This is a genomic window from Burkholderia sp. RS01 (assembly GCF_039748055.1).
Lineage (GTDB): Bacteria > Actinomycetota > Actinomycetes > Actinomycetales > Micrococcaceae > Arthrobacter.
Genome location: NZ_JBDLAK010000003.1, coordinates 15,415 through 35,542, shown reverse-complemented (window position 1 = coordinate 35,542; position 20,128 = coordinate 15,415). Strand labels below are relative to the sequence as shown.

The following is a 20,128-nucleotide window of genomic DNA, read 5'->3' as shown; positions in this document are numbered from 1 at the left end:
GCCTGCCCGTCCGCCACGCATGCCGGACGGGCAGGCCTTTGCTGCCGGAGGTGCTGCTAGATGCCCAGGAGGGCGCGGTGGTCCTCCCTGCGCTTGGCCTGCTCGGCCGGATCCGGAACCGGGAGCGACGCGATGAGTCGCTTGGTGTAATCGTGCTGGGGCGCACCCATGACATGCTGGCCGATCCCCTGTTCAACCAGCTTGCCCTTGTACAGCACCCCCACCCAGTGCGACAGCATGTCCACCACGGCCAGGTCGTGGCTGATGAACAGGGCTGCGAATCCGAACTCCCGCTGGATTTCCTTGAATAGCTCCAGCACCTTCGCCTGCACCGAAACGTCCAGCGCGGAGGTGGGCTCGTCGGCGATCAGCAGCTTCGGGTTGAGGATCAGGGCCCGCGCCAGCGATGCCCGCTGGCGCTGCCCGCCGGACAGTTCGTGCGGAAAGCGGTCAGCGTACGACGCCGGCAACTGAACTGATTCGAGCAGCTCGCCGACGCGTTTGCGCGCCTGCGCCGCCGACGGATTTGTGTGGATGATCAGCGGCTCCGCCACACAGTCCCCGATGGTCAGCTGGGGATTGAACGACGCTGCCGGGTCCTGGAACACGAATCCGATGTCCTTGCGAAGCGGCTTGAAGGTCCGCTCCTTGAGGTTGAGCATCTCGTAGCCGAGCACGCTGAGGCTTCCGCCCGTGGTGCGGTTGAGCCCCGCAATGGCACGGCCGATGGTGGTTTTGCCGGAACCTGACTCGCCCACGAGGCCAAAGACCTCGCCCTCGGACACCGTGAAGCTCACACCGTCCACGGCTTTGAAGGCGGGGCTGCCCAGCCGGCCAGGGTATTCGATGGTCAGGCCTTTGGCCTCCACCAGCACCTTGCCGCCCTGGTGCGCCCGTTCCGTCATCCCTTCCGAGGCCGAGTTCCGGCCGAGGTGGGGGACGGCAGCCAGCAGTTTTCTGGTGTAGTCCTGCCGCGGTTCGGCAAACAGGGTCTTGACCGACGCCTCCTCCACGACGTCGCCCTGGTACATCACCACGACGCGGTCGGCGAGGTCTGCCACGACCCCCATGTTGTGCGTGATCAGCACGATGGAGGTTCCGTACTTGTCCCGCAGGTCCCGCAGGAGCTCCAGGATCTCGGCCTGCACGGTGACGTCCAGAGCCGTGGTGGGTTCGTCCGCCACAATGAGGCCAGGATTCAGCGCGAGGGCAGCGGCAATGACCACGCGCTGCTTCTGCCCGCCGGAGAACTGGTGCGGATAGTAGTTGACCCGCGTTTCCGGATCCGGAATCCCCACTTTCCCCAGGGCCTCGATGGCCCTGGTCTTCGCGTCCTTGGCCGAAACCCGCCTTCCGCCGGGACCGCCGGAATGCGCCCGGATGCCTTCGGCGATCTGCCAGCCGACGGTGAATACCGGGTTCAGGGCCGTGGACGGCTCCTGGAACACCATGGCCACGTCGCGTCCCCGGATCTGCCGGAGCTCCCTGGCACTGACGCTGATGACGTTGTTTCCGTTGATCAGCACGGCTCCGCGGCTGGTGGCCGTTTCGGGCAGCAGGCCGAGGATGGTCTTGGCGGTGACTGTTTTGCCGGAACCGGATTCGCCGACGATGGCCAGGACCTCGCCGGGGTTGACCTGGAGGCTGACGTCCTTGACGGCATGTACATCGCCGGCGTCGGTGGCGAAGGTGACCTCGAGGTGGTCAATGTCGAGGACCGGGCCTGTGCCGGTGCCTCTCCTGTCGATGTTGACGGTCATGAGCTTCTCACTTCTGCGTCGATGGCTGCCTGCGCACCTGCGGTCGAGTCCGGCCCGCCCTTGCCGGAGGCAGCTTTCTTGCGGCCGCGAAGGCGCGGATCGTTCAGGTCGTTGATGCTCTCGCCCACCAGGGTGAGTCCCAGTACGGTCCAGACGATGGCGACGCCGGGGAATACACCCGTCCACCAGATGCCGGAGGTTGTGTCCGCCAGGGCCTTGTTGAGGTCGAAGCCCCATTCAGCGGCCGAGGAGGGCTCGATGCCGAATCCCAGGAAGCCCAGGCCGGCAAGGGTCAGGATCGCCTCGGAAGCGTTCAGCGTGAAAATCAGCGGAAGGGTCCGCGTGGCGTTCCGATAAATGTGCCTGCTCATGATGCGGATGCTCGATGCGCCCACTACCTTGGCCGATTCGACGAACGGCTCAGCCTTAAGCCGGATGGTCTCGGCCCGGATGACCCGGAAGTACTGGGGAATGAACACGACGGTGATGGAGATGGCTGCCGCCATCACGCCGCCGAAGAGGCTCGACTGGCCGCCGCTGATGACGATGGCCATGACAATGGCCACGAGCAGCGAGGGGAAGGCATAAATGGCGTCTGCAACGACCACCAGGATGCGGTCCAGCCAGCCGCCGATGTAGCCGCTGACCAGGCCCAGGATGACGCCGGCGAAGATGGACAGCAGTACAGCTACAACGATGACGAAGACCGCCGTCTGGGAACCCCAGACGACGCGGGAAAGAACATCGTAGCCACCCACGGTAGTGCCCCACAGATGCTTGCCGCCGGGCGGTTCCTGCGTGGGAAAGCTGCCGTCGGCGTCGGAAAGCTGGGCAAAGCCGAAGGGAGCAATGAGCGGTGCAAAGATGGCGGTCAACAGGAACGTCCCGGTCAGGACGAGGCCCATGACGAGCATCCCCCGCTGCAGCCCCACGCTCTTGTTGAAATGCGAAATGACGGGGAGCCGCTTGAACAGCGGAGCCCTGTGATCCACGGTGGTTTCCACCGGAACATTCGTACTCATGTCAGTACCTCACGCGGGGATCGATCAGCGCGGCCACGATGTCCACGATGAAGTTGGTGACGGCCACGATGACGGCCAGGAGCACCACAATGCCCTGAACCGCCACAAAGTCGCGGGCCGTCAGGTAGTTGGCCAGCTGGAAGCCGAGACCCTGCCACTCGAAGGTCTTTTCCGTCAGCACGGCGCCGCCGAGCATCACTGCGATCTGGAGGCCCATCACGGTGATGATGGGGATCAGCGCGGGCTTGTAGGCGTGTTTGGTGACCAGACGGAATTCGCTTACACCGCGGGAACGCCCTGCCTCGACGTAGTCCCGGCCGAGCGTGCCGATCACGTTGGTCCTCACCAGCCGGAGGAAGATGCCGGCTGTCAGGAGCCCCAGGGCAACTGCGGGAAGGACGGCATGCGCCATCACATCGCCCAGGGCCGCCACATTGCCGCTGCGGATTGCATCGAGCCAATAGATGCCGGTGGGTGCCTGCAGTCCGGTGAGTGCCAGTTCGCTGGACGTCTTGGCGCGCCCCGCCACCGGGAGCCAGCCGAGCCACACCGAGAACGTCAGTTTCAGCAGCAGGCCCGCGAAGAATACCGGCGTGGCGTAGCAGAGGATCGCGAACACGCGCAGCACGGCGTCGGGAGCGTGATCACGACGGTGGGCAGCGATCATGCCGAGGGGAATGCCCACCAGAAGCGCGACGATCAGGGCGTTGATGGTCAGTTCGAGGGTGGCCGCGCCGTACGTGGCCAGCATCTCGGTGACCCTGCGGTTGTCCGACAGCGTGGTTCCGAAGTTCCCGGTGGCAAGCTGTGCCAGGTACTCGAAGTACTGGACCAGGAGCGGGCGGTCGTAGCCCGCAGCATGGATCCGCTCCTGCAGCTGCTCCGGCGGTAGCCGGCCGCCCATAGCGGCCGTGACAGGATCACCGGTGATCCGCATGAGGAAGAACACCATGGTGACCAGGATGAATATGGTGGGAAAGATCAGGAGGAACCTGATCATGATGTACTGGCCCAGTCCCCCACCGGACTTCTTCTTCTTTGACGGCAGAAGGCCGTCGGCGTCGGTTGGCGGCGCCTCAATCAGTGTTGTCATTACTGCCTAATTTTGTGTTTCCGGGCCGTCGGGCTCCGGATTCTGCTGTTCGGCAACCAGTAAGAAAGGCGGGACGCCTCGCAGGCGTCCCGCCTCCTCAGCTGGTCAGGACCTAATGGGGATGCAGTCCTACTTGGAGATTACGCCGAGACGGGTCTTGAACGATGCATCGAGGGTCTTTTCAACACCCTTGACGTCCGCTCCCGCCACCATCAGCTGGGCACCCTGCAGCAGCGGCAGCGTGGACAGGTCCTTGGCGACGGCCGTCTGGGCTTCGCCCAGCACCTTTTCGCGTTCGGCCTTGTCAACCGTGGTGAGCTGCTTGCTGACGAGATCCGTAACAGCCGGGTTCTCGTAGTGGTTCTTGAGGAAGTTGCCGGGCACGAAGAACGGCGTCAGGTAGTTGTCAGCGTCGGAGTAGTCCGGGAACCAGCCGAGCTGGTAGACCGGGTAGGCGTCCGCGGTGCGTGCCTTGGAGTAGGTGACCCATTCGGTGGACTGGAGGTCCACCTTGAACAGGCCCGACTTCTCCAGCTGTTCCTTGATCATGGCGTATTCGTCGCCCGAGGACTTGCCGTAGTGGTCCGGATTGTACTGGAGCTTGATGTTGACGGTGCCGGTGATGCCGGCGTCGGCGAAGGCCTTCTTGGCCTTGTCCAGGCTGGGCTTGCCGCTGCCGTCGCCGTACATTTCTTTGAGCGGCTGGATGGCGCCGGCGAATCCGTCCGGAACCACGGAGTACGCCGGCAGGTAGGTGCCCTTGTACACCTGCGTGGCGATGGCGTCACGGTCCACCAGGTCGGCCATGGCCTGGCGCACTGCGAGGGCCTTCTTGGGATCGGCGTCGGCGGACTTGGCGCCGAACGGCATGGTGTCGAAGTTGAACACGATGTAGCGCAACTCGCCGCCGGGACCCTTGTGGACCTTGACCTTCGAGTCCTTTTCCAGGTCTGCGGCGTCGGTGGCTGTAAGGCTGCGGCCGGCGACGTCGATGTTGCCCTGCTGAACGTCCAGCTTCAGGTTGTTGGAGTCGGCGTAGTACTTGATGTTGGCGCCGTCGTTGGCCGGTTTGCCGAGGAGGCCCTGGTAGTCCGGGTTGGCCTTGAGGCTGACCAGCTCGTTCTTCTTGTAGCTCTCAATGGTGTACGGCCCGGCAAAGGGCTTGGCCTTGACGATTTCGTCGTCGCCCATGATCTTGTCCGCCGGGAAGACCTCTTCGTCGACGATCGGGCCGGAGTTGGATGCGAGGACACCCGGGAACACCTGGTCGTTGCCGGCCTTGAGCGTGAAGACGACCGTGGAATCGTCCTTGGCTGCCACTGACTTCAGGTTGCCCAGCAGTGACGCCGGGCCGTTGGGGTCAGCGATCTTGACTACGCGGTCGATGGAGAACTTCACGTCCGAGGACGTCAGCGCGTGGCCGTTGGCGAACTTGAGGCCCGGCTTGAGCTTGACGGTGTATTCCGTCGGGGTGGTGAAGGACGCAGATTCGGCGATGTCGGGGGAAGCATCGGCAGATCCGGGCTTGGAGTTCATGAGGAACGGATAGATCTGGTTCATGACCATGAAGGAACCGGCGTCGTAGGAACCGGCCGGATCGAGAGTTACCACCTTGTCGGTGGTGCCATAGGTGATGGTGCCACCGCCAGCGCTGCCGGTGGTTGTTCCGCCGCCGCCGGAGGGGCCCGTGCAGGCAGTCAATGCGAAAGCGGAAATGCCTGCGAACGCGATAGCGCCCTGCAAGGCCTTTTTGTTCATTGCCATCTGTGAACTTTCTGTTCGATGAGTGCGCGCGGCCCGGCATGAATCGTGCGGGCGACGCGCTGTCCTGATGCCTTGATTGAACCAGACGGTTGCCCGGTGAATCGCTGCATCTTGTGAGATGAGACACAAAATTTACCATAATGGGGCCGAGGCAGGGTTTCGGAGCTACCCGTGGGTACGAAAAACGGCCGACGGGTATCCGTCGGCCGTTACGTGGTCCGGAGTTGCGTCAGACCAGTTCAGGGGTGCGCGTCAGTTGAGTTCAGCGCGCTGCAACGAACGCGCGGCGTCGATGGTGGCTTGGCCGAGGACCCGGCTGCCCTGGTACAGGACCACCGTCTGTCCGGGGGCGACTCCGCGAAGGGGATCAGTCAGCGTAACCACGAGGCGGTCGCGCAGCACTCCGGCGTCATCGGCCATCCGCTCCATGCGGGCCGTCGCGGGGACGGGGTCGCCGTGGGCGCGCACCTGCGCATAGCAGTCAAACTCCGCCCCTGTGCCCACCTCGGCGATGGGCAGCCCCGCCCAGGAAACCTTGATGCCGCGGATCTCGTCGATGGCGAGCAGCGCCTCCGGCCCGACCACCACCTTGTTTTCCTTGGGCCGGATTTCCAGCACGAACCTGGGCTTCCCGTCGGCGGCAGGCCGGCCGAGCTTGAGGCCACGGCGCTGGCCGACCGTGAAGGCATTTGCCCCCGGGTGCTCGCCAACCTTGGAACCGGTTTCGTCAACGATGTCGCCGGTGCTCATCTCAATCTTCTCGGCGAGCCAGCCGGCGGTATCCCCGTCCGGGATGAAGCAGATATCGTGGCTGTCCGGCTTGTTGGCGACGGACAGGCCGCGCCGTTCCGCTTCCGCCCGGACCTCGGCCTTGGAGGGTGTGTCCGCGAGGGGAAACATCGAGTGCTTGAGCTGCTCATGGGTCAACACCCCGAGGACGTAGCTCTGGTCCTTGGCCCAGTCAGCGGCGCGGTGCAGCTCGGGGTTGCCGTCGGCGTCGGTGATCACCTTCGCGTAGTGGCCGGTGCAGACGGCGTCGAAGCCAAGGGCGATGGCCTTCTCCAGCAGGGCCGCGAACTTGATGCGCTCATTGCAGCGCATGCAGGGGTTGGGCGTCCGGCCGGCAGCGTACTCGTCGATAAAGTCCTGGACCACGTCTTCCTTGAACCGCTCGGAAAAGTCCCACACGTAGTAAGGGATTCCCAGAACGTCACAGGCGCGCCACGCGTCGCGCGAGTCCTCAATGGTGCAGCAGCCGCGGCTTCCCGTGCGCAGGGTGCCCGGCATCCTGGACAGCGCCAGGTGAACGCCGACGACGTCGTGCCCCGCGTCGACGGCGCGGGCGGCGGCGACGGCGGAGTCAACTCCGCCGCTCATAGCTGCTAGAACTCGCATTTCGGCTTTCTGTAGTCTGATGGCGGCCCGGCCGGCGATTCGCAACGCCGGATTCTGAAACGCAGTGCGGGGCTCGGGTCACTCCCCTGTTGGCACCTACGTCAGATGACACACCGCTTGCCCATCTATTCTAGCGCCCGGCCGAATCAGGCCCTAAATTCCCTTGACCGCGCAGGACGGCACTTCTAAAGTCAAACGTACTGGTTTTAGAACGCGGCCGCACTCGGCCACCGGATGAATCGAGCATGTCATGACTCTTGAGAGCATCATCATCGCCGGTGGCGGCCTGGCGGGGGCCACCGCGGCACGCACGCTGCGCGCCGAAGGCTTCCAGGGCAACATCACCGTCGCCGCGGCCGAAGCGCATCATCCCTACATCAGGCCCCCGCTGTCCAAGGAATACCTGCTGGGAAAAGCCGGTGAGGACGCCGTCGAGGTGGTTCCGGAAACCTGGTACGCCGAAAACAACGTCAACCTGCGCCTCGGCGCTCCCGTGGCCGGCGTCGATCCTTCCGCCCGCATCGTCCGCTACGCCGACGGGGCAACCGAACGGTACGGAGCCCTGCTGCTCGCCACGGGCGCGGCGCCCCGGCAGATTCCGCTGCCCGGCAGCGGGCTCGACGGCGTTACGACGTTCCGCACGCTGGATGACAGCCGCCGCCTGCGCGGGCAACTCGCGGCCGGTGGCCGGAAGGTGGTCCTCATCGGCTCCGGCTGGATAGGAATGGAACTGGCGGCAGCCGCGAGCACCTACGGCAACGAAGTCACCCTGCTGGGACTCGAGGAGGTTCCGCTCGGCGGGGCGATCGGTCCGGACCTGGGCAGGTTCTTCCGGTCGCTGCACGAGGGCAACGGTGTCCAATTCCGGCTGCCGGCTTCCGCTAAGGAGATCACGGGTCACGCAGGAAGCGCCACGGGCGTCCTGACCGATTCGGGCGAGCATCTGCCGGCAGACGTTGTGGTCATCGCCGTAGGCGTGGTTCCCGACACCGCCCTTGCCAGTTCAGCCGGCCTCGAGATCCGTAACGGGGTCCTCACCGATGCCTCACTGCGGACCAGCGCCCCGGATATTTTCGCGGCGGGCGACGTCGCCAACGCGCTGCATCCGTTCACGGGTGGGCACCACCGCAGCGAACACTGGGCCAACGCGCTGAACGGAGGCAAGGTGGCGGCCAAGGCCATGCTCGGTCAGGAGGCCGTCCTGGACGCCATTCCGTACTTCTACACCGATCAGTTCGACGTCAGCATGGAGTACTCGGGATTCCCCACACTCGCGGCGGGGTCTGCTCCCGTCATCCGCGGCTCGCTCGAAGCGAAGGAATTCGTTGCCTTCTGGCAGCGGGACGGGCGCGTGGTGGCGGGGATGAACGTCAACTGGCCGCGCACCGGCAAGCCGGGCGCACAGAAGACCATTAAGGCCCTCATCTCGGCCCGCTCCGAGGTGGCGGCGGCCGCCCTGGCGGACGCGGCAGTCCCCTTTGATCAGCTGATTCCCGAACCCTGACGGGCAACGGTGGCGGCAGTCTGGATGGAGGACTCATGACCGGCCATGCCCGCCTGCCGGGCGCGGGCATACGCTCCGGGGAGGGCGGCTAGCAGCGCGTCCACATCCTCGTCAGTTGACGGGTGGCCCAGGGTGAAACGCTGGGCACCCCTGGCAGTTGCCTCGTCCAGTCCCATGGCCAGGAGAACGTGCGACGGGCGCGGAACACCGGCAGTGCAGGCGGAACCCGTGGACGACTCGACGCCGGCGAGGTCGAGGAGGAAGAGCAGGGAATCACCCTCGCAACCGGGGAACGTGAAGTGCGCGTTTCCGGGCAGCCTTCCGGGGCCGCGCGCCCCGCGGAGCACGGCAGAGGGCACGGCGTCCTGCACCCCTGCGATGAGTCGGTCCCGCAGGGCGGAGATCCGCGCGGATTCCGCCGGGAGGTTCTTGGCAGCGGCTTCCGCCGCGGCGGCAAAGGCGGCGATGGAGGCTGTGTCCAGCGTGCCGGAACGGACGTCACGCTCCTGGCCCCCGCCGTGCTGGACCGGAGTGAGCTTCACGGCACGTCCCAGGAGCAGGGCCCCGACGCCGACCGGGCCGCCGATCTTGTGGCCGGAGATGGACATCGCGTCCAGCCCGGAAGCCTTGAAGTCCACGGCAACCGACCCGAATGCCTGCACGGCATCGGAGTGCACCGGCACTCCCGCCGCGCGGGAAAGCTCGACAACCTGCGCGATGGGCTGGATGCTGCCCACCTCGTTGTTGGCCCACATGACAGTGACAAGGGCGATGGACGCGGGATCCCGGAGCAGCTCGGCCTGGAACGCCTCAAGGTCAAGGACGCCTTCCGAGTCCACCGGAAGCCAGGACACCTCAGCCCCCTCGTGGCGTTCCAGCCACTCCACCGTGTCCAGAACGGCATGGTGTTCGACGGCGGTACACAGGATGCGCCGCCGGCGCGGATCCTGGCCGCGCCGCGACCAAAACAGACCCTTGACTGCGAGATTGTCCGCTTCGGTGCCGCCGGAGGTGAAAATGACCTCCGACGGGTGAGCCCCGGCGGCCGCGGCAATGGCCTCCCGTGAGTCCTCCACGGACCGCCGCGCGCGTCGGCCCGCACCGTGCAGTGACGACGGGTTTCCCGTCCGGGCCAGTTCACGGGTCAGCGCAGCCAGGGCCTCGGCGGCGATGGGCGTGGTGGCGGCATGATCCAGGTAAGCAGGCACGCTTAAAATTCTACCCGCGGCTTAATTCTCCCCGCCGCGAATTACTCCCCCGGCGACCGCCGCGGCCGCCCGCCCCAATGCCTCCTGTTGGCGCACCGCCTGTAGATTCGAGCGGTGAGAGCGCCCATCTTCCTCGTCATTGCCACCCTGTTCTGGTCCGGAAACTTTGTCGTAGGCCAGGCGGCGATGAAGTCAATGACGCCGCTGGAGCTCACCTTTTGGCGTTGGGCCCTCGTGGCCGTGCCGCTTCTGCTCCTCGCTCAGCGGGTGGAAAGACCGGACTGGCGGGCCGTGCTGCGGCGCTGGCCCGCGCTCCTGCTCCTGAGCGCCCTCGGCATGAGCGGCTACACGCTGCTGCTCTACAGCGCATTGGGCCACACTTCTGCCCTCAACGCCTCCCTCATCACGGCAGCCAATCCGGCGCTGATCATGGTGATGGCCATATTCATGCTTGGAGACCGGCCCGGCCCGGTGGGCTGGCTTGGGATCGCACTGGGCCTGTTCGGCGTGCTTCTTGTCCTCACCGGCGGCGACGTGCAGCAGATTTCCCACCTGTCGTTCAACGCCGGCGAGCTGCTCATGCTCTGTGCGATCGTCGTCTGGGGGCTTTACACCATCATTGCCAGGCGGCTGGACCTGCCTGCCATCGCCGCCACAGCTGTCCAGGTGGCGATGGCGACCATCTCGCTCACGCCAATTGCACTGGCTGCAGGCGCGGAGCTACCGGACACCGCCGCCGGAGCGTGGTCGCTCGCGTACGTGGCACTCTTCCCGTCGTTCGGCGCCTACCTGCTGTGGAACCTGGCCCTTAAGTCCACCGCACCGGCCGTAGCCGGAAACTACCTCAACCTCATAGTGGTCTTTACGGCAGTGATCACCCTGCTCCTGGGCATTCCGGTGACCACCCCGCAAATACTAGGCGGATTGTTGGTCATCTCCGGCGTGCTCCTCACCGGAGTGAAGCGCCGGGCGCGGCAGCCAGCTATGGCTTGATCCGGGCGCAGCAGCGCCCGGCTGTCCGGTCCTCTTCCACCGTGTCTTCAGGCATGCCGCAGGCCGCGGCGGCTCCGCTCAGGAAGGCACCGTTCATTGCGCACACCACATCCGCATGTCCGTCCGCCAGCCGGTGGAAGGGACAGTTCATGAGAACAAGTCCGCCGTTGCCGTCCGGCGCCGGCCTGTACCCGATCCCGCTCAGCAGGTCCTCGAATGACGCTCCCCCGGTCGCGGACGCACGGCCGCGGGAGTACGACGTGGCAAGCAGCGCCTCATGGGCAGACGCCCTGCCGGACATCGATTCCTCGATCGCGGAGGCCATGAGCTCGCCGGCCAGGTCGTAGCTCCGCTCCGGGACCGACGCTCCCACTTCCTCCAGCGCCGGGCGGTAAAGTTTCGCCGGCCGGCCGGAGCCCGGGCCACCCTTCCCGCCGAGCTTCCTGAACTCCACGGCAAGCAGGCCTTCACGGACCAGCCTGTCCAGGTGGAACGAGGCGGTGCTCCTGGGCAGGCCCAGGCCTTCCGCGGCGTCGTCGCGTCCCACCGCGGAAGCCGACGCAGCGACGAATTCGAACAACCGCCGCCGGGTGTCATCCCCCAGCGACGCGAGGGCGGCGAGGCGGCCGGCCCACGAAAGCCTGGTACTCGGTTGACGGTTCATGACTCCAGCGTATCTCTAAAAACAAGATCCGTTGCTAAATAAGGTGCGCGGGTCTAAAATCAATACATCCACTTTTAGAAGGAGCAATCATGAAAACCACAGCATTGAAGGAGCCCGGACGCACGGAGGCACTGGCTCCGGACACGGTCAGGCAGGCGTTCCTCCTCCTCCGCACCGTCTTCACGGTGGCCCCGGTCCTGTTCGGGCTGGACAAGTTCACCAACGTGCTCACGGACTGGACAAGCTACCTCGCCCCGGTGGTGCCGTCCGTGGTGCCGCTGCCCGGGCAGACCATCATGTACGCCGTCGGCGTTATCGAAATACTCGCCGGGCTGTTGGTAGCCTTCCGCCCGCGGATCGGCTCATTGGTCGTCGCGGCCTGGCTGCTCGGGATCATCGTTAACCTGTTGATCCTCGGCAATTTCTACGACGTAGCCCTGCGGGACTTCGGACTGCTTGTGGGTGCCCTGGCCCTGAACCGGCTCGCCACAGCCGCAAAACGGTAACAGCAGGCCAGCGCCCTCGCACGCGCAGGGGCCGCCATGCTCCGCCCACGCGTTTGCCGCTATTCCGAGGGCGGAACCACGGTCAGCAGGCGCTCGACGTCGGCCCTTGCGGCGGCGAGCGCCGGCGCAGACGGGCATGAGACCGATGCGTACACGGAGGAACCGGCCGTTCCGAACACCCTTGCCAGCACAACGGCGGCCCTGCCCGCGGGCCGGGCCGCCCGCTCAAGGACAAGGACGTCCACCGTCGGCCCAGGCCTGCCCGGTTCCCCGCCCCAGCGCAGCACCGCCGGTTTGAGGTATTTGGGCAGAATGGTCGGGTCGAGGTAGGCGAACAGCGCGGCCGTGGATTCCCGGTCATCCCCCTTAACCAGGGGCCACTGATTTGCGCTCACCTTCGCCGCAACCTGGCAACCGTCGGACTTGAGGTAGACGTTCGTACCGCCTCCGCCGCTCCCCGAACGCCTCCATTCCGGCGCGTCGGCCAGGCCCTCGGACAGCCCCACGGGGATCCCACGGGCGAGCGTGGTCCCGGCGGAAAACGTCATGTTGCGGGCGGCGACCGCCGCGGCGTCGTGGCCCGGAGTGATGGTGGGAGTGGCTAGCTGACGTGTGGCAGGCACTGTGCCGGGAACAGCCGGATCGGGTATCCCCAGGCTGCAACCCCCGAGGAACGCGACAGCCGCCGCTGCAGCCACGGCCTGCCGCCCGCTGCGGCGGATTCCACTCCGGGGCCTGGCTGCCATACGCACCTCACTACTGAATCACGGACGTCGACTGACGGACACGGCTCATGGACACGGACCCACGGACCCAGCTGTCATGTGGATCCCGGATCACCCGGGAGGCCACCGCGGCACCTGGCAAAGCCGGCCCCGCTCCCCGAAAAGTCTAGACGTCCGGCCTGCTTCTGCCGGACCTCCAGCCACCGGGAACCCGGGACACGGGCCCGTGCGTTGTCTGAGTAGCCCGGCGACCCGGCCGATATGCTGGGCACACCGGGCTGCAAGTCTGCGCTGGCAACGACAACCGAAGGACCATGCTTGACCGAGGGCAGCAGTTCCCACTACGAGGTACTCCGCGTCGCCGTGACCGCCACGGAAAGAGAGATCAAGGTGGCCTACCGCAAGGCGGCCCGCGCTTCCCACCCGGATCACGGCGGCGACGCCGCCGCCTTCCGGCAGGTCACGTTGGCCTACGAAACGCTGATCGATCCCCGGCGACGCGCAGCCTACGACCGCTCCTATGCGGGCGGGCCGCGCCACAGGACTCCGGCGGGCGCCGACGAGGCGCACTTCGACGCTCCGGCCGCCGGCAGCCACGCCTCCGCCACGATCCACCGGCCCGGAACTCCCCGGAATACCTCAGGTGACGCCCCTATCTACGTGCCGCCCTTCGACGTTCCGGGCAGCGTGCCGCTGATCCCCCTCGACCTGGCCAGCCAACAGATCCACGGAATGCCAAGGAAACGCGGCATCTTCGGCGCTGAAGCCAGGATCCAGCGCGAGATGCGTACGGTGCAGCTCATCGACAGGCAGGTCCTCCCGGCCATCCCGGCGGCGCGGCTGATCAATGGACTGCTGTCTCCCGCCGACAACAGCCACATCGACCACGCCCTGCTCTCAGGCTACCGGCTGGCGCTGATCGGCTCCATGCTCCTGCCCAAGGGGGCCTACGCGTGGGACGGCAACACGCTGAACCACGGCGGCAGGTCCATCGCTCCCCCGCAGCTCGCCCCGGTGGTCAGGCGGATGCAGGACATTTTTCCGGAACTGAACGTGACCGGGTGGACCGTGGTCCACAGCCCGGACGGCAACCTGCATGAACCGGTCATCGATCACCACCGCCGGGCCCGCGGCGCTTCTGACATGGTGCAGGTGGTCAATGCAGCGGGGCTGTCGAGGGGCCTCAAGCAGTTCCTGGCCGGGGGCCCGGCACCCAATACCGTCAATGTGCCCGTGCTCGCCCGGCTGCTCCGGGGCATGCACTGACAGAGGCTGTCCCGCGGCACTGATGCACGTGCGTCCGCCGGAATTTTCCCCGGCGATAGGATGGAACCGTGTTCCGCATCCTCTTCCATACCCCTGAAATTCCCGGCAATACCGGCAACGCCATCCGCCTGGCCGCCATCACCGGCGCCGAGCTCCACCTGGTGGAACCGCTGGGCTTCGACTTCTCCGACGCCAAGCTGCGCCGCGCCGGCCTGGATTACCACGACCTGGCCGTGGTGACGGTTCATCCCGACATCGAGGCCGCGTGGGAAGCCCTGCAGCCCGAGCGGGTCTTCGCCTTCACTTCCGACGGCGAGGTGTCCTACACGGACGTTTCCTACCGGCCGGGCGACGTCCTGCTCTTCGGCCCGGAGTCGGTGGGACTGCCGGAGGAGTTGAAGCACGATCCCCATGTCACGTCCAGGGTCCGGCTGCCCATGCTGCCGTCGCTGCGTTCCCTGAACCTGGCCAACGCCGCATCGATCGCCGTGTATGAGGCCTGGCGGCAGCAGGGCTTCACGGGCGCCCAGCTCTGACCGGGAGGTCCCGCCCGGGAAGCATGCGGGGGGAACTAATCGCCTGCCCGCACCCATCCGGAGCTGCTCCGACGCCGAATCACTCCTGAGCAAATCCCCCGGATTGAGGAGCGGCAGGTGAAAACAGTTCATGCGAGCAGGACGGCACTGCGTTTTGCCCGGCACGACGGTGCCGTATCCGGTTCGGGTGCTCAGCGATTGTCGTCCGGCGAACTATGCTTGACTGTGATGGAAACTCCCAACGCGCCGAACTTTGGCGCCCCAGCGCCGCCCGGCACCGCCGTCGACCTTAACCGCCAGCTCGCAACGCTGCTCGAGCGGATTGCCGGCGGCGACCAGGCGTCCTTTGCCGAGTTCTATCAGCTCACCTCGCGCCGCGTGTTCGGCATGGCCCGCAGGGTGCTCATCGATCCGGAGCTGAGCGAGGACGCTACCCAGGAGGCGTTCCTGCAGGTCTGGCAGAACGCCGCCAAATTCGATCCGGCCAGCGGCAGCCCACTGGCGTGGCTGATGACCATCTCGCACCGCCGCGCCGTGGACAAAGTCCGGTCGTCGCAGTCATCCACTGACCGTGAGGCCAAATACGGCGCCAGCAGCCAGGACATAGACCACGATTCCGTGTCCGATGAGGTGGGCAGCAGGCTGGAGGCCGAGGCCGTGGTCCGCTGCCTCGAGACCCTGACCGAGACACAGCAGGAATCCGTGCGGCTCGCCTATTACGGCGGCCTCACCTACCGCGAAGTCGCTGAAAAGCTCAACGCGGCCGTACCTACCATCAAGTCCCGCATCCGCGACGGACTGATCCGATTGAAGACCTGTCTGGGGGTGAGTTGAAATGACCGATACAAATGATGCACACGGCCGCCAGCTGCCCCGTGCCTTCGCTGCCGACATTTCCACTGACCTCGCAGCGGGCCGCGCCGTCGAGCTCGCCGAAGTCTACGCGCTCGATGCCGTGAGCGACGCTGAGCGCGGAGCCATCGAGGCCTACGTCAGCACCGCCCCGGAAGCAGAACGCCAGTCCTTCTACGAGCGCGTCCGCCAGGCCAGGGAAACACTCGCCACCTCGTTCACGGACGAGGAGGAGCCGCCGGCAGACCTGTTCGACCGCATAGTGGCCCAGCTTCCGGCGCCATTCGCGAATATCGGCAACGCGCCTGCCGTCGCGGCGGCTGTGCCGCCCGTGCCCGATCAGCTTGCCGCTGCACGCGAACGCCGTGAAGTCCGACGCCGGTCCCCCGGCGTTCGCAACTGGCTGGTCGGTGTTGCGGCTGCTGCGGTGATCGCCTTGGGCGGTGTGGGTGTCGGCGCCTATGTGGCCAACCAGAATGATCCGCTGCGGCAGGTCCTGGAGGCACAAGACGTTCGCCAGGCGACCGTGGATGTCAGCGGCGGCGGGACGGCGACAGTTTCCATCTCGTCGTCGAGGGACGCCCTGGTGGTGCGGATGAAGGACGTTCCCGCTCCTCCCCCGGGCAAGGTCTACCAGATGTGGCTGATCCCGAAGGACGGTTCCGCTCCGGTTTCCGAGGGCCTGATGGATGCCGAGGCCCTGTCAAAGCCTGCCGTCGTCAAGGGGATCGGTTCGGCGGCCTCGCTCGGGATCACTGTGGAGCCTGAGGGCGGCTCCGCCTCGCCCACGCTTCCCACGGTTGCTGCCGCGGCGCTCAACACCTGACCTCACCTGGCTATGGCCACCCGGTAGCCGAACATCGAACTAGGGCCCCGTCCGCGGGACCCTAGTTCGTCCGTGGGTGGCTCCTAGTTCGTCCGTGGGTGGCTCCTACGTCCGGGCCTACTACCTCCGGGCCTACAAACGTCCGGTGGGGTTAACGACAAAAAGCCGCGCAGGCCCTGCTCCTATGAACCAGGAGCAAGGCCTGCGCGGCTCCGCCGCACGTGGTGTGACGCTAAATGATCAGCGACAACAGCATCACGAAGCCGAAGCCGACCACCGAGATCAGCGTTTCCATGACGGACCACGTCTTGAACGTCTGGCCCACCGTGAGTCCGAAGAGCTCCTTGACCAGCCAGAACCCCGCATCGTTGACGTGCGAGAGGAACAGTGACCCTGCACCGATCGCCAAGGCCAGCAGCGCGGCATGGGTGGGGCTCAGCGAGCCGGCCAGCGGCGCGACGATTCCGGCCGCCGTCACCGTGGCCACCGTCGCGGAGCCGGTGGCCAGCCGCAGCGCAACGGCCACGATGAAGCCGAGGACCAGCACCGACATGTTGGTGCCTTCAGCCCACTTCTTGACGGCGTCGCCGACTCCCGCACCGATCAGGGTCTGCTTGAAGCCGCCGCCCGCACCCACAATGAGCAGGATGGCCGCGATGGGCCCGAGGCTCGCGCCGATCTTGGACGTGATCCGGTTTCCGGTGAAGCCCACGGCGTAGCCGAAGGTGACGATGGCCAGGAGCACCGCGAGGGTCATGGCCACGAGGGGCTGGCCGACGAAGTCGAAGAAGATCCGGACCGGCGGTGCGGTCTGGGGGTCCGGCCAGATGATGTCCACGATTGCCTTGGCGAGCATCAGCACCACGGGGAAGATGATGGTCAGCAGGGTGACGAGGAACGTCGGCTGGCGCTTGACGCCCGTCGTGTCCGCGCCGTGCTCCGTGTCGATGCCGCCCGCAACCGCCGGCGCGCCGACGGGAACCCATTTGGCCGCCAGCCGGGAAAACAGCGGTCCGCAGATGATGACCGTAGGTATGGCCACCAGCAGGCCCAGGGCCAGCGTGGTGCCCAGCTCGGCCTTGACAGCGCTAATGGCGATCAACGGGCCCGGGTGCGGAGGCACTAGGCCATGGAGCACGGACAGGCCGGCCAGCGCCGGAATGGCAATGCGCATCAAGGGCATGCGGGAGCGCTGGGTAACCAGGACCACCACGGGGAGCAGGAGGACCAGGCCGATCTCGAAGAACATCGGCAGCCCGATGATGACGGCCACGAGCGTGATGGACCAGACCACCTTGTTGCCGCTTGCCTTCTCCAACAGGGTGTCCACCACCCGGTTCGCGCCGCCGGAGTCTGCCAGGAGCTTTCCCAGCATGGCGCCCAGGGCGATCAGCAGTCCGACTTCTTTGAGGACGCCGCCTACTCCCTCCTCGAAGTTGGTGATGATCTTGGGCAGCTCGACGCCGGATGCCAGGCCCACGAAGGCCGAGCCCAGCACGAGTGCGAGGAAGGGGTGCAGCTTGAGCTTGGCGATCAGCACCACGATGAGGGCAATGCCGAGGCCAGCCACAACCAGCAGCTGGGTGTCGTGGCCTGTCCAGCCTTCGACGGCAGCGGGTAGCTGCGTTGCAATGCGAGAGTTCAAGGTAAGTTCCTAGTTCTGATCCGGAGCGGCGGAGGCAGCTGCGAGATTCAGTCGTTCAATGATTTCCTGGGCCTCCTCGGCCGGGGTGGCCGAGACGCACAGGGCGATGTAGTTTTCATCCTCGGTGGGTTCTTCCAGCGCCTCGAACTGCGATTCGAGCAGGGCCGGAGGCATGAAGTGTCCGTGCCGTGAGGCAAGCCGGCCCGAGATGTTGTCCTTGCTGCCCTGAAGAAACACGAACACGACATTTTCGCCCCGGAGCACATCACGGTACCGCTTCTTGAGCGCTGAGCACGTGATAACGCCCGGAGTGCCGGCCTGGGTGTGGTGCCGGATCCAGTCAGCAATGGTTTCCAGCCACGGCCAACGGTCGTCATCGGTGAGGGGTTCGCCGGCCTGCATCTTGGCCACGTTTGCCGCAGGGTGCAGGTCGTCGCCTTCCGCGAGGTCCCAGCCGAGCTTGCCGGACACAACGCCGGCCACTGTTGATTTGCCGGATCCTGAGACGCCCATGATCACCAGGACCGGCTGCTGTGCAGTCTTCGCCATCAAAGTCTGCCTTCCTGAATAAATATGATTTAAACAGAGGCAAGCATATGACACGGGTTACAGTGTGGCAATACTAGAAGCCCGCGATCGTGCCCGGCCCGTTGATTGTTACGACGTGGAATGCCTCCGCGCTGCGGCCGTCCGGCAAACCCGCGCGCCGTGCGTTGACCTGCATTCCGTTGCGCACGGCAGCCTCCATGGCCTCGACGTCGGGGTGCTGGCTGACATGGACGTGGATCGCCCCGAGCTTGCTGTCCACGTGCTCCGTGACGTCGGTGAAGTGGTTTTCGCGTTCCTCCGGCCCGGCATAGAGCCACAGCCACGGCACCTTGTAGGCCTCGAGGCCGGATTCGGCCAGTTCCGGATACGCGTACGGGTTTTCCACGGCCGGGTAGACGGCCCGGGTCACCGCTTCCCCGACGGCCAGGTGGTCGGGGTGGCTTTTCTGGATGCGGTTCCAGTTGCGTTCCGGATGCATGGAAAGCACGACGTCGGGGCGGATTTCGCGGATCAGCTTCACCACTCCCCACATCACCTGGTGGTTCGGTTCCAGGAATCCGTCCCGCTCGTGCAGATAGTGGATGTCGGTGACGCCGACGAGCGCTGCGGCACGCTGCTGCTCGGCGGCCCTCATGGCGATGATTTCGGCCCGGTGGGCCGGATCGAAACCGCCGGCATCGCCGTCCGTCATGATGCAGTAGCTCACCTCGACGCCGGCTGCCGTCCACGCGGCGATGGTCCCGGCAGCGCCAAAGTCGATGTCGTCCGGATGGGCGGCGAAACAGAGCACCCGCTCAACCCGGTGCTTGTCCGGGTTGAACGGGCTCTGTGCCGGAGCAGCGTTTGAAGTCAAGGACTCAGCCCTTGCGCTTCTTGATTTCTTCCGTCGCCTGCGGCAGGACCTGGAAGAGATCCCCGATAATGCCGAAGTCAGCGATTTCGAAGACGGGAGATTCCGCGTCCTTGTTGACGGCCACGATCACCTTCGCCGTCTGCATGCCGGCCTTCTGCTGGATGGCGCCGGAGATGCCTGCCGAAATGTACAGCTGCGGGGATACGGTCTTGCCGGTCTGGCCGACCTGGGCGTCGTGGCTGATCCAGCCGGCGTCTGTAGCCGCCCGCGATGCGCCCACGGCAGCACCCAGCGCGTCTGCCAGGTCCTCCACCGGGCCGAAGTCGCCGTCAAGCCCCCGTCCGCCGGCCACCACGATCCGCGCGTCGGTGAGGTCCGGGCGGCCGCTGACGGCCTTCTGTTCCCGGGCCGTGATGCGCGCTGCCGAAGCAGTGGCGTCGGCAGGCACGTCAACCGTCACTGTTTCGGGGGTGCTGGGCGCCGCGGCCGGTTCGGGGGTGACGCTGTTGGCCTTGACCGTCAGCACGCTGACCGGCGTGGTCGCCTTAGCCGCGGTGGTGTAGGAACCTGCCAGCACTGATTTGCGGGCGGTGCCGTCGGGGTCGACGGCAACGACGTCAGTGATTACGCCTGCGCTGAGGCGGATCCCGAGCCGCGCCGCGATTTCCTTGCCCTCAGGCGAATTTTCAACCAGCACCGCGGTGGCGCCGGACTTGTCGGCCGCCGCCGCCACGAAAGCTGCCTTGGGCGCCACGAGATAGTCATCAAGGTCCTGCGCGGAGGGCCGGTAGACGGCAACGGCCCCGTGCTCACCGAGGGAGGCTGCGACGCCGTCGTGCAGTTCGCCGTTGACGGCCACGGCCGTCTCCCCGAGGGAACGGGCGATGGTGAGGAGTTCAAGGCTGCTCTTCTTCAGAGCCTGGCCGGGGTTGTCAATGAATACCAGTACGTTTGCCATGTTGTGTGA

General features: G+C 65.9%; 19 protein-coding genes. 7 read left to right on the top strand and 12 right to left on the bottom strand.

Annotation, left to right across the window (positions count from 1 at the left end; all coding sequences use genetic code 11):
- Positions 1-56 precede the first annotated feature (56 nt).
- The 5 genes from ABFP37_RS03990 to mnmA all read right to left on the bottom strand — a co-directional run bounded on the left by ABFP37_RS03990 (position 57) and on the right by mnmA (position 7,034).
- Positions 57-1,760 (bottom strand): ABC transporter ATP-binding protein, encoded by a 1,704-nt coding sequence (locus tag ABFP37_RS03990; protein ID WP_078028032.1) that lies wholly within the window; start codon positions 1,758-1,760, stop codon positions 57-59.
- A complete protein-coding gene (locus ABFP37_RS03985) occupies positions 1,757-2,782 on the bottom strand; it encodes an ABC transporter permease (RefSeq protein ID WP_347032799.1) in 1,026 nt (341 codons plus the stop codon). The genes ABFP37_RS03990 and ABFP37_RS03985 overlap by 4 nt, the downstream gene beginning before the upstream one ends.
- Before the next feature lies 1 nt (position 2,783).
- A complete protein-coding gene (locus ABFP37_RS03980) occupies positions 2,784-3,875 on the bottom strand; it encodes an ABC transporter permease (protein WP_078028034.1) in 1,092 nt (363 codons plus the stop codon).
- 129 nt (positions 3,876-4,004) lie between these two features.
- The gene (locus ABFP37_RS03975; protein ID WP_078028035.1) at positions 4,005-5,639 is read right to left on the bottom strand and encodes an ABC transporter substrate-binding protein; all 1,635 of its coding nucleotides are present in this window, start codon (positions 5,637-5,639) and stop codon (positions 4,005-4,007) included.
- Between the two features lie 252 nt (positions 5,640-5,891).
- Positions 5,892-7,034 (bottom strand): tRNA 2-thiouridine(34) synthase MnmA, encoded by a 1,143-nt coding sequence (mnmA, locus tag ABFP37_RS03970; protein WP_078028036.1) that lies wholly within the window; start codon positions 7,032-7,034, stop codon positions 5,892-5,894.
- A gap of 250 nt (positions 7,035-7,284) precedes the next feature.
- On the opposite strand from mnmA, the gene ABFP37_RS03965 reads away from it, so the two are divergent.
- Positions 7,285-8,538, top strand: a complete 1,254-nt coding sequence (locus ABFP37_RS03965) for an FAD-dependent oxidoreductase (protein WP_347032798.1) — start codon at positions 7,285-7,287, stop codon at positions 8,536-8,538.
- Here the strand turns inward: ABFP37_RS03965 and ABFP37_RS03960 are convergent.
- Positions 8,517-9,746: a cysteine desulfurase family protein gene (locus ABFP37_RS03960; protein ID WP_078028038.1), complete on the bottom strand. Its 1,230-nt coding sequence runs from the start codon at positions 9,744-9,746 to the stop codon at positions 8,517-8,519. The two genes, ABFP37_RS03965 and ABFP37_RS03960, sit on opposite strands and share 22 nt — an antisense overlap.
- Positions 9,747-9,860: 114 nt before the next feature.
- Between ABFP37_RS03960 and ABFP37_RS03955 the strand changes: the two genes are divergently transcribed.
- Entirely contained in the window at positions 9,861-10,739 is an 879-nt protein-coding gene (locus ABFP37_RS03955) for a DMT family transporter (protein WP_347032797.1), read from the top strand.
- On the opposite strand, the gene ABFP37_RS03950 is transcribed toward ABFP37_RS03955, so the two are convergent.
- On the bottom strand, positions 10,729-11,403 hold the full coding sequence (locus tag ABFP37_RS03950) for a helix-turn-helix domain-containing protein (RefSeq protein WP_078028039.1): 675 nt from the start codon (positions 11,401-11,403) through the stop codon (positions 10,729-10,731). The genes ABFP37_RS03955 and ABFP37_RS03950 overlap by 11 nt on opposite strands.
- An 89-nt stretch (positions 11,404-11,492) precedes the next feature.
- Between ABFP37_RS03950 and ABFP37_RS03945 the strand changes: the two genes are divergently transcribed.
- Positions 11,493-11,909, top strand: coding sequence for a hypothetical protein (locus tag ABFP37_RS03945; protein ID WP_139362789.1), 417 nt, complete (start codon positions 11,493-11,495; stop codon positions 11,907-11,909).
- A 59-nt stretch (positions 11,910-11,968) separates the two neighbouring features.
- On the opposite strand, the gene ABFP37_RS03940 is transcribed toward ABFP37_RS03945, so the two are convergent.
- Complete coding sequence (locus ABFP37_RS03940) at positions 11,969-12,655, bottom strand: hypothetical protein (RefSeq protein WP_347032796.1); 687 nt, start codon at positions 12,653-12,655, stop codon at positions 11,969-11,971.
- Between the two features lie 297 nt (positions 12,656-12,952).
- Between ABFP37_RS03940 and ABFP37_RS03935 the strand changes: the two genes are divergently transcribed.
- The 4 genes from ABFP37_RS03935 to ABFP37_RS03920 all read left to right on the top strand — a co-directional run bounded on the left by ABFP37_RS03935 (position 12,953) and on the right by ABFP37_RS03920 (position 16,114).
- The gene (locus ABFP37_RS03935; RefSeq protein WP_347032795.1) at positions 12,953-13,900 is read left to right on the top strand and encodes a J domain-containing protein; all 948 of its coding nucleotides are present in this window, start codon (positions 12,953-12,955) and stop codon (positions 13,898-13,900) included.
- 68 nt (positions 13,901-13,968) lie between these two features.
- A complete protein-coding gene (locus tag ABFP37_RS03930) occupies positions 13,969-14,436 on the top strand; it encodes a tRNA (cytidine(34)-2'-O)-methyltransferase (protein WP_347032794.1) in 468 nt (155 codons plus the stop codon).
- Positions 14,437-14,664: 228 nt separating this feature from the next.
- The gene (gene sigK / locus ABFP37_RS03925; protein WP_347032793.1) at positions 14,665-15,270 is read left to right on the top strand and encodes an ECF RNA polymerase sigma factor SigK; all 606 of its coding nucleotides are present in this window, start codon (positions 14,665-14,667) and stop codon (positions 15,268-15,270) included.
- 1 nt (position 15,271) lies between these two features.
- The gene (locus tag ABFP37_RS03920) at positions 15,272-16,114 is read left to right on the top strand and encodes an anti-sigma factor (protein WP_347032792.1); all 843 of its coding nucleotides are present in this window, start codon (positions 15,272-15,274) and stop codon (positions 16,112-16,114) included.
- A 232-nt stretch (positions 16,115-16,346) separates the two neighbouring features.
- Here the strand turns inward: ABFP37_RS03920 and ABFP37_RS03915 are convergent, their stop codons facing one another.
- The 4 genes from ABFP37_RS03915 to ABFP37_RS03900 form a co-directional block, all read right to left on the bottom strand.
- Positions 16,347-17,759, bottom strand: coding sequence for a gluconate:H+ symporter (locus ABFP37_RS03915; RefSeq protein WP_347032791.1), 1,413 nt, complete (start codon positions 17,757-17,759; stop codon positions 16,347-16,349).
- 9 nt (positions 17,760-17,768) lie between these two features.
- On the bottom strand, positions 17,769-18,308 hold the full coding sequence (locus tag ABFP37_RS03910; RefSeq protein WP_078028045.1) for a gluconokinase: 540 nt from the start codon (positions 18,306-18,308) through the stop codon (positions 17,769-17,771).
- Positions 18,309-18,381: 73 nt separating this feature from the next.
- Positions 18,382-19,161: a PIG-L deacetylase family protein gene (locus ABFP37_RS03905; RefSeq protein ID WP_078028046.1), complete on the bottom strand. Its 780-nt coding sequence runs from the start codon at positions 19,159-19,161 to the stop codon at positions 18,382-18,384.
- A 4-nt stretch (positions 19,162-19,165) separates the two neighbouring features.
- Entirely contained in the window at positions 19,166-20,119 is a 954-nt protein-coding gene (locus ABFP37_RS03900; protein WP_078028047.1) for an electron transfer flavoprotein subunit alpha/FixB family protein, read from the bottom strand.
- Between the last annotated feature and the right edge of the window lie 9 nt (positions 20,120-20,128).

Coding starts and splice junctions, on each gene's coding strand:
- ABFP37_RS03990 (WP_078028032.1), bottom strand. CDS start 1,760: ATGACCGTCAACATCGACAGGAGAGGCACCGGCACAGGCCCGGTCCTC.
- ABFP37_RS03985 (WP_347032799.1), bottom strand. CDS start 2,782: ATGAGTACGAATGTTCCGGTGGAAACCACCGTGGATCACAGGGCTCCG.
- ABFP37_RS03980 (WP_078028034.1), bottom strand. CDS start 3,875: ATGACAACACTGATTGAGGCGCCGCCAACCGACGCCGACGGCCTTCTG.
- ABFP37_RS03975 (WP_078028035.1), bottom strand. CDS start 5,639: ATGGCAATGAACAAAAAGGCCTTGCAGGGCGCTATCGCGTTCGCAGGC.
- mnmA (WP_078028036.1), bottom strand. CDS start 7,034: ATGCGAGTTCTAGCAGCTATGAGCGGCGGAGTTGACTCCGCCGTCGCC.
- ABFP37_RS03965 (WP_347032798.1), top strand. CDS start 7,285: ATGACTCTTGAGAGCATCATCATCGCCGGTGGCGGCCTGGCGGGGGCC.
- ABFP37_RS03950 (WP_078028039.1), bottom strand. CDS start 11,403: ATGAACCGTCAACCGAGTACCAGGCTTTCGTGGGCCGGCCGCCTCGCC.
- ABFP37_RS03945 (WP_139362789.1), top strand. CDS start 11,493: ATGAAAACCACAGCATTGAAGGAGCCCGGACGCACGGAGGCACTGGCT.
- ABFP37_RS03940 (WP_347032796.1), bottom strand. CDS start 12,655: ATGGCAGCCAGGCCCCGGAGTGGAATCCGCCGCAGCGGGCGGCAGGCC.
- sigK (WP_347032793.1), top strand. CDS start 14,665: ATGGAAACTCCCAACGCGCCGAACTTTGGCGCCCCAGCGCCGCCCGGC.
- ABFP37_RS03920 (WP_347032792.1), top strand. CDS start 15,272: ATGACCGATACAAATGATGCACACGGCCGCCAGCTGCCCCGTGCCTTC.
- ABFP37_RS03910 (WP_078028045.1), bottom strand. CDS start 18,308: ATGGCGAAGACTGCACAGCAGCCGGTCCTGGTGATCATGGGCGTCTCA.
- ABFP37_RS03900 (WP_078028047.1), bottom strand. CDS start 20,119: ATGGCAAACGTACTGGTATTCATTGACAACCCCGGCCAGGCTCTGAAG.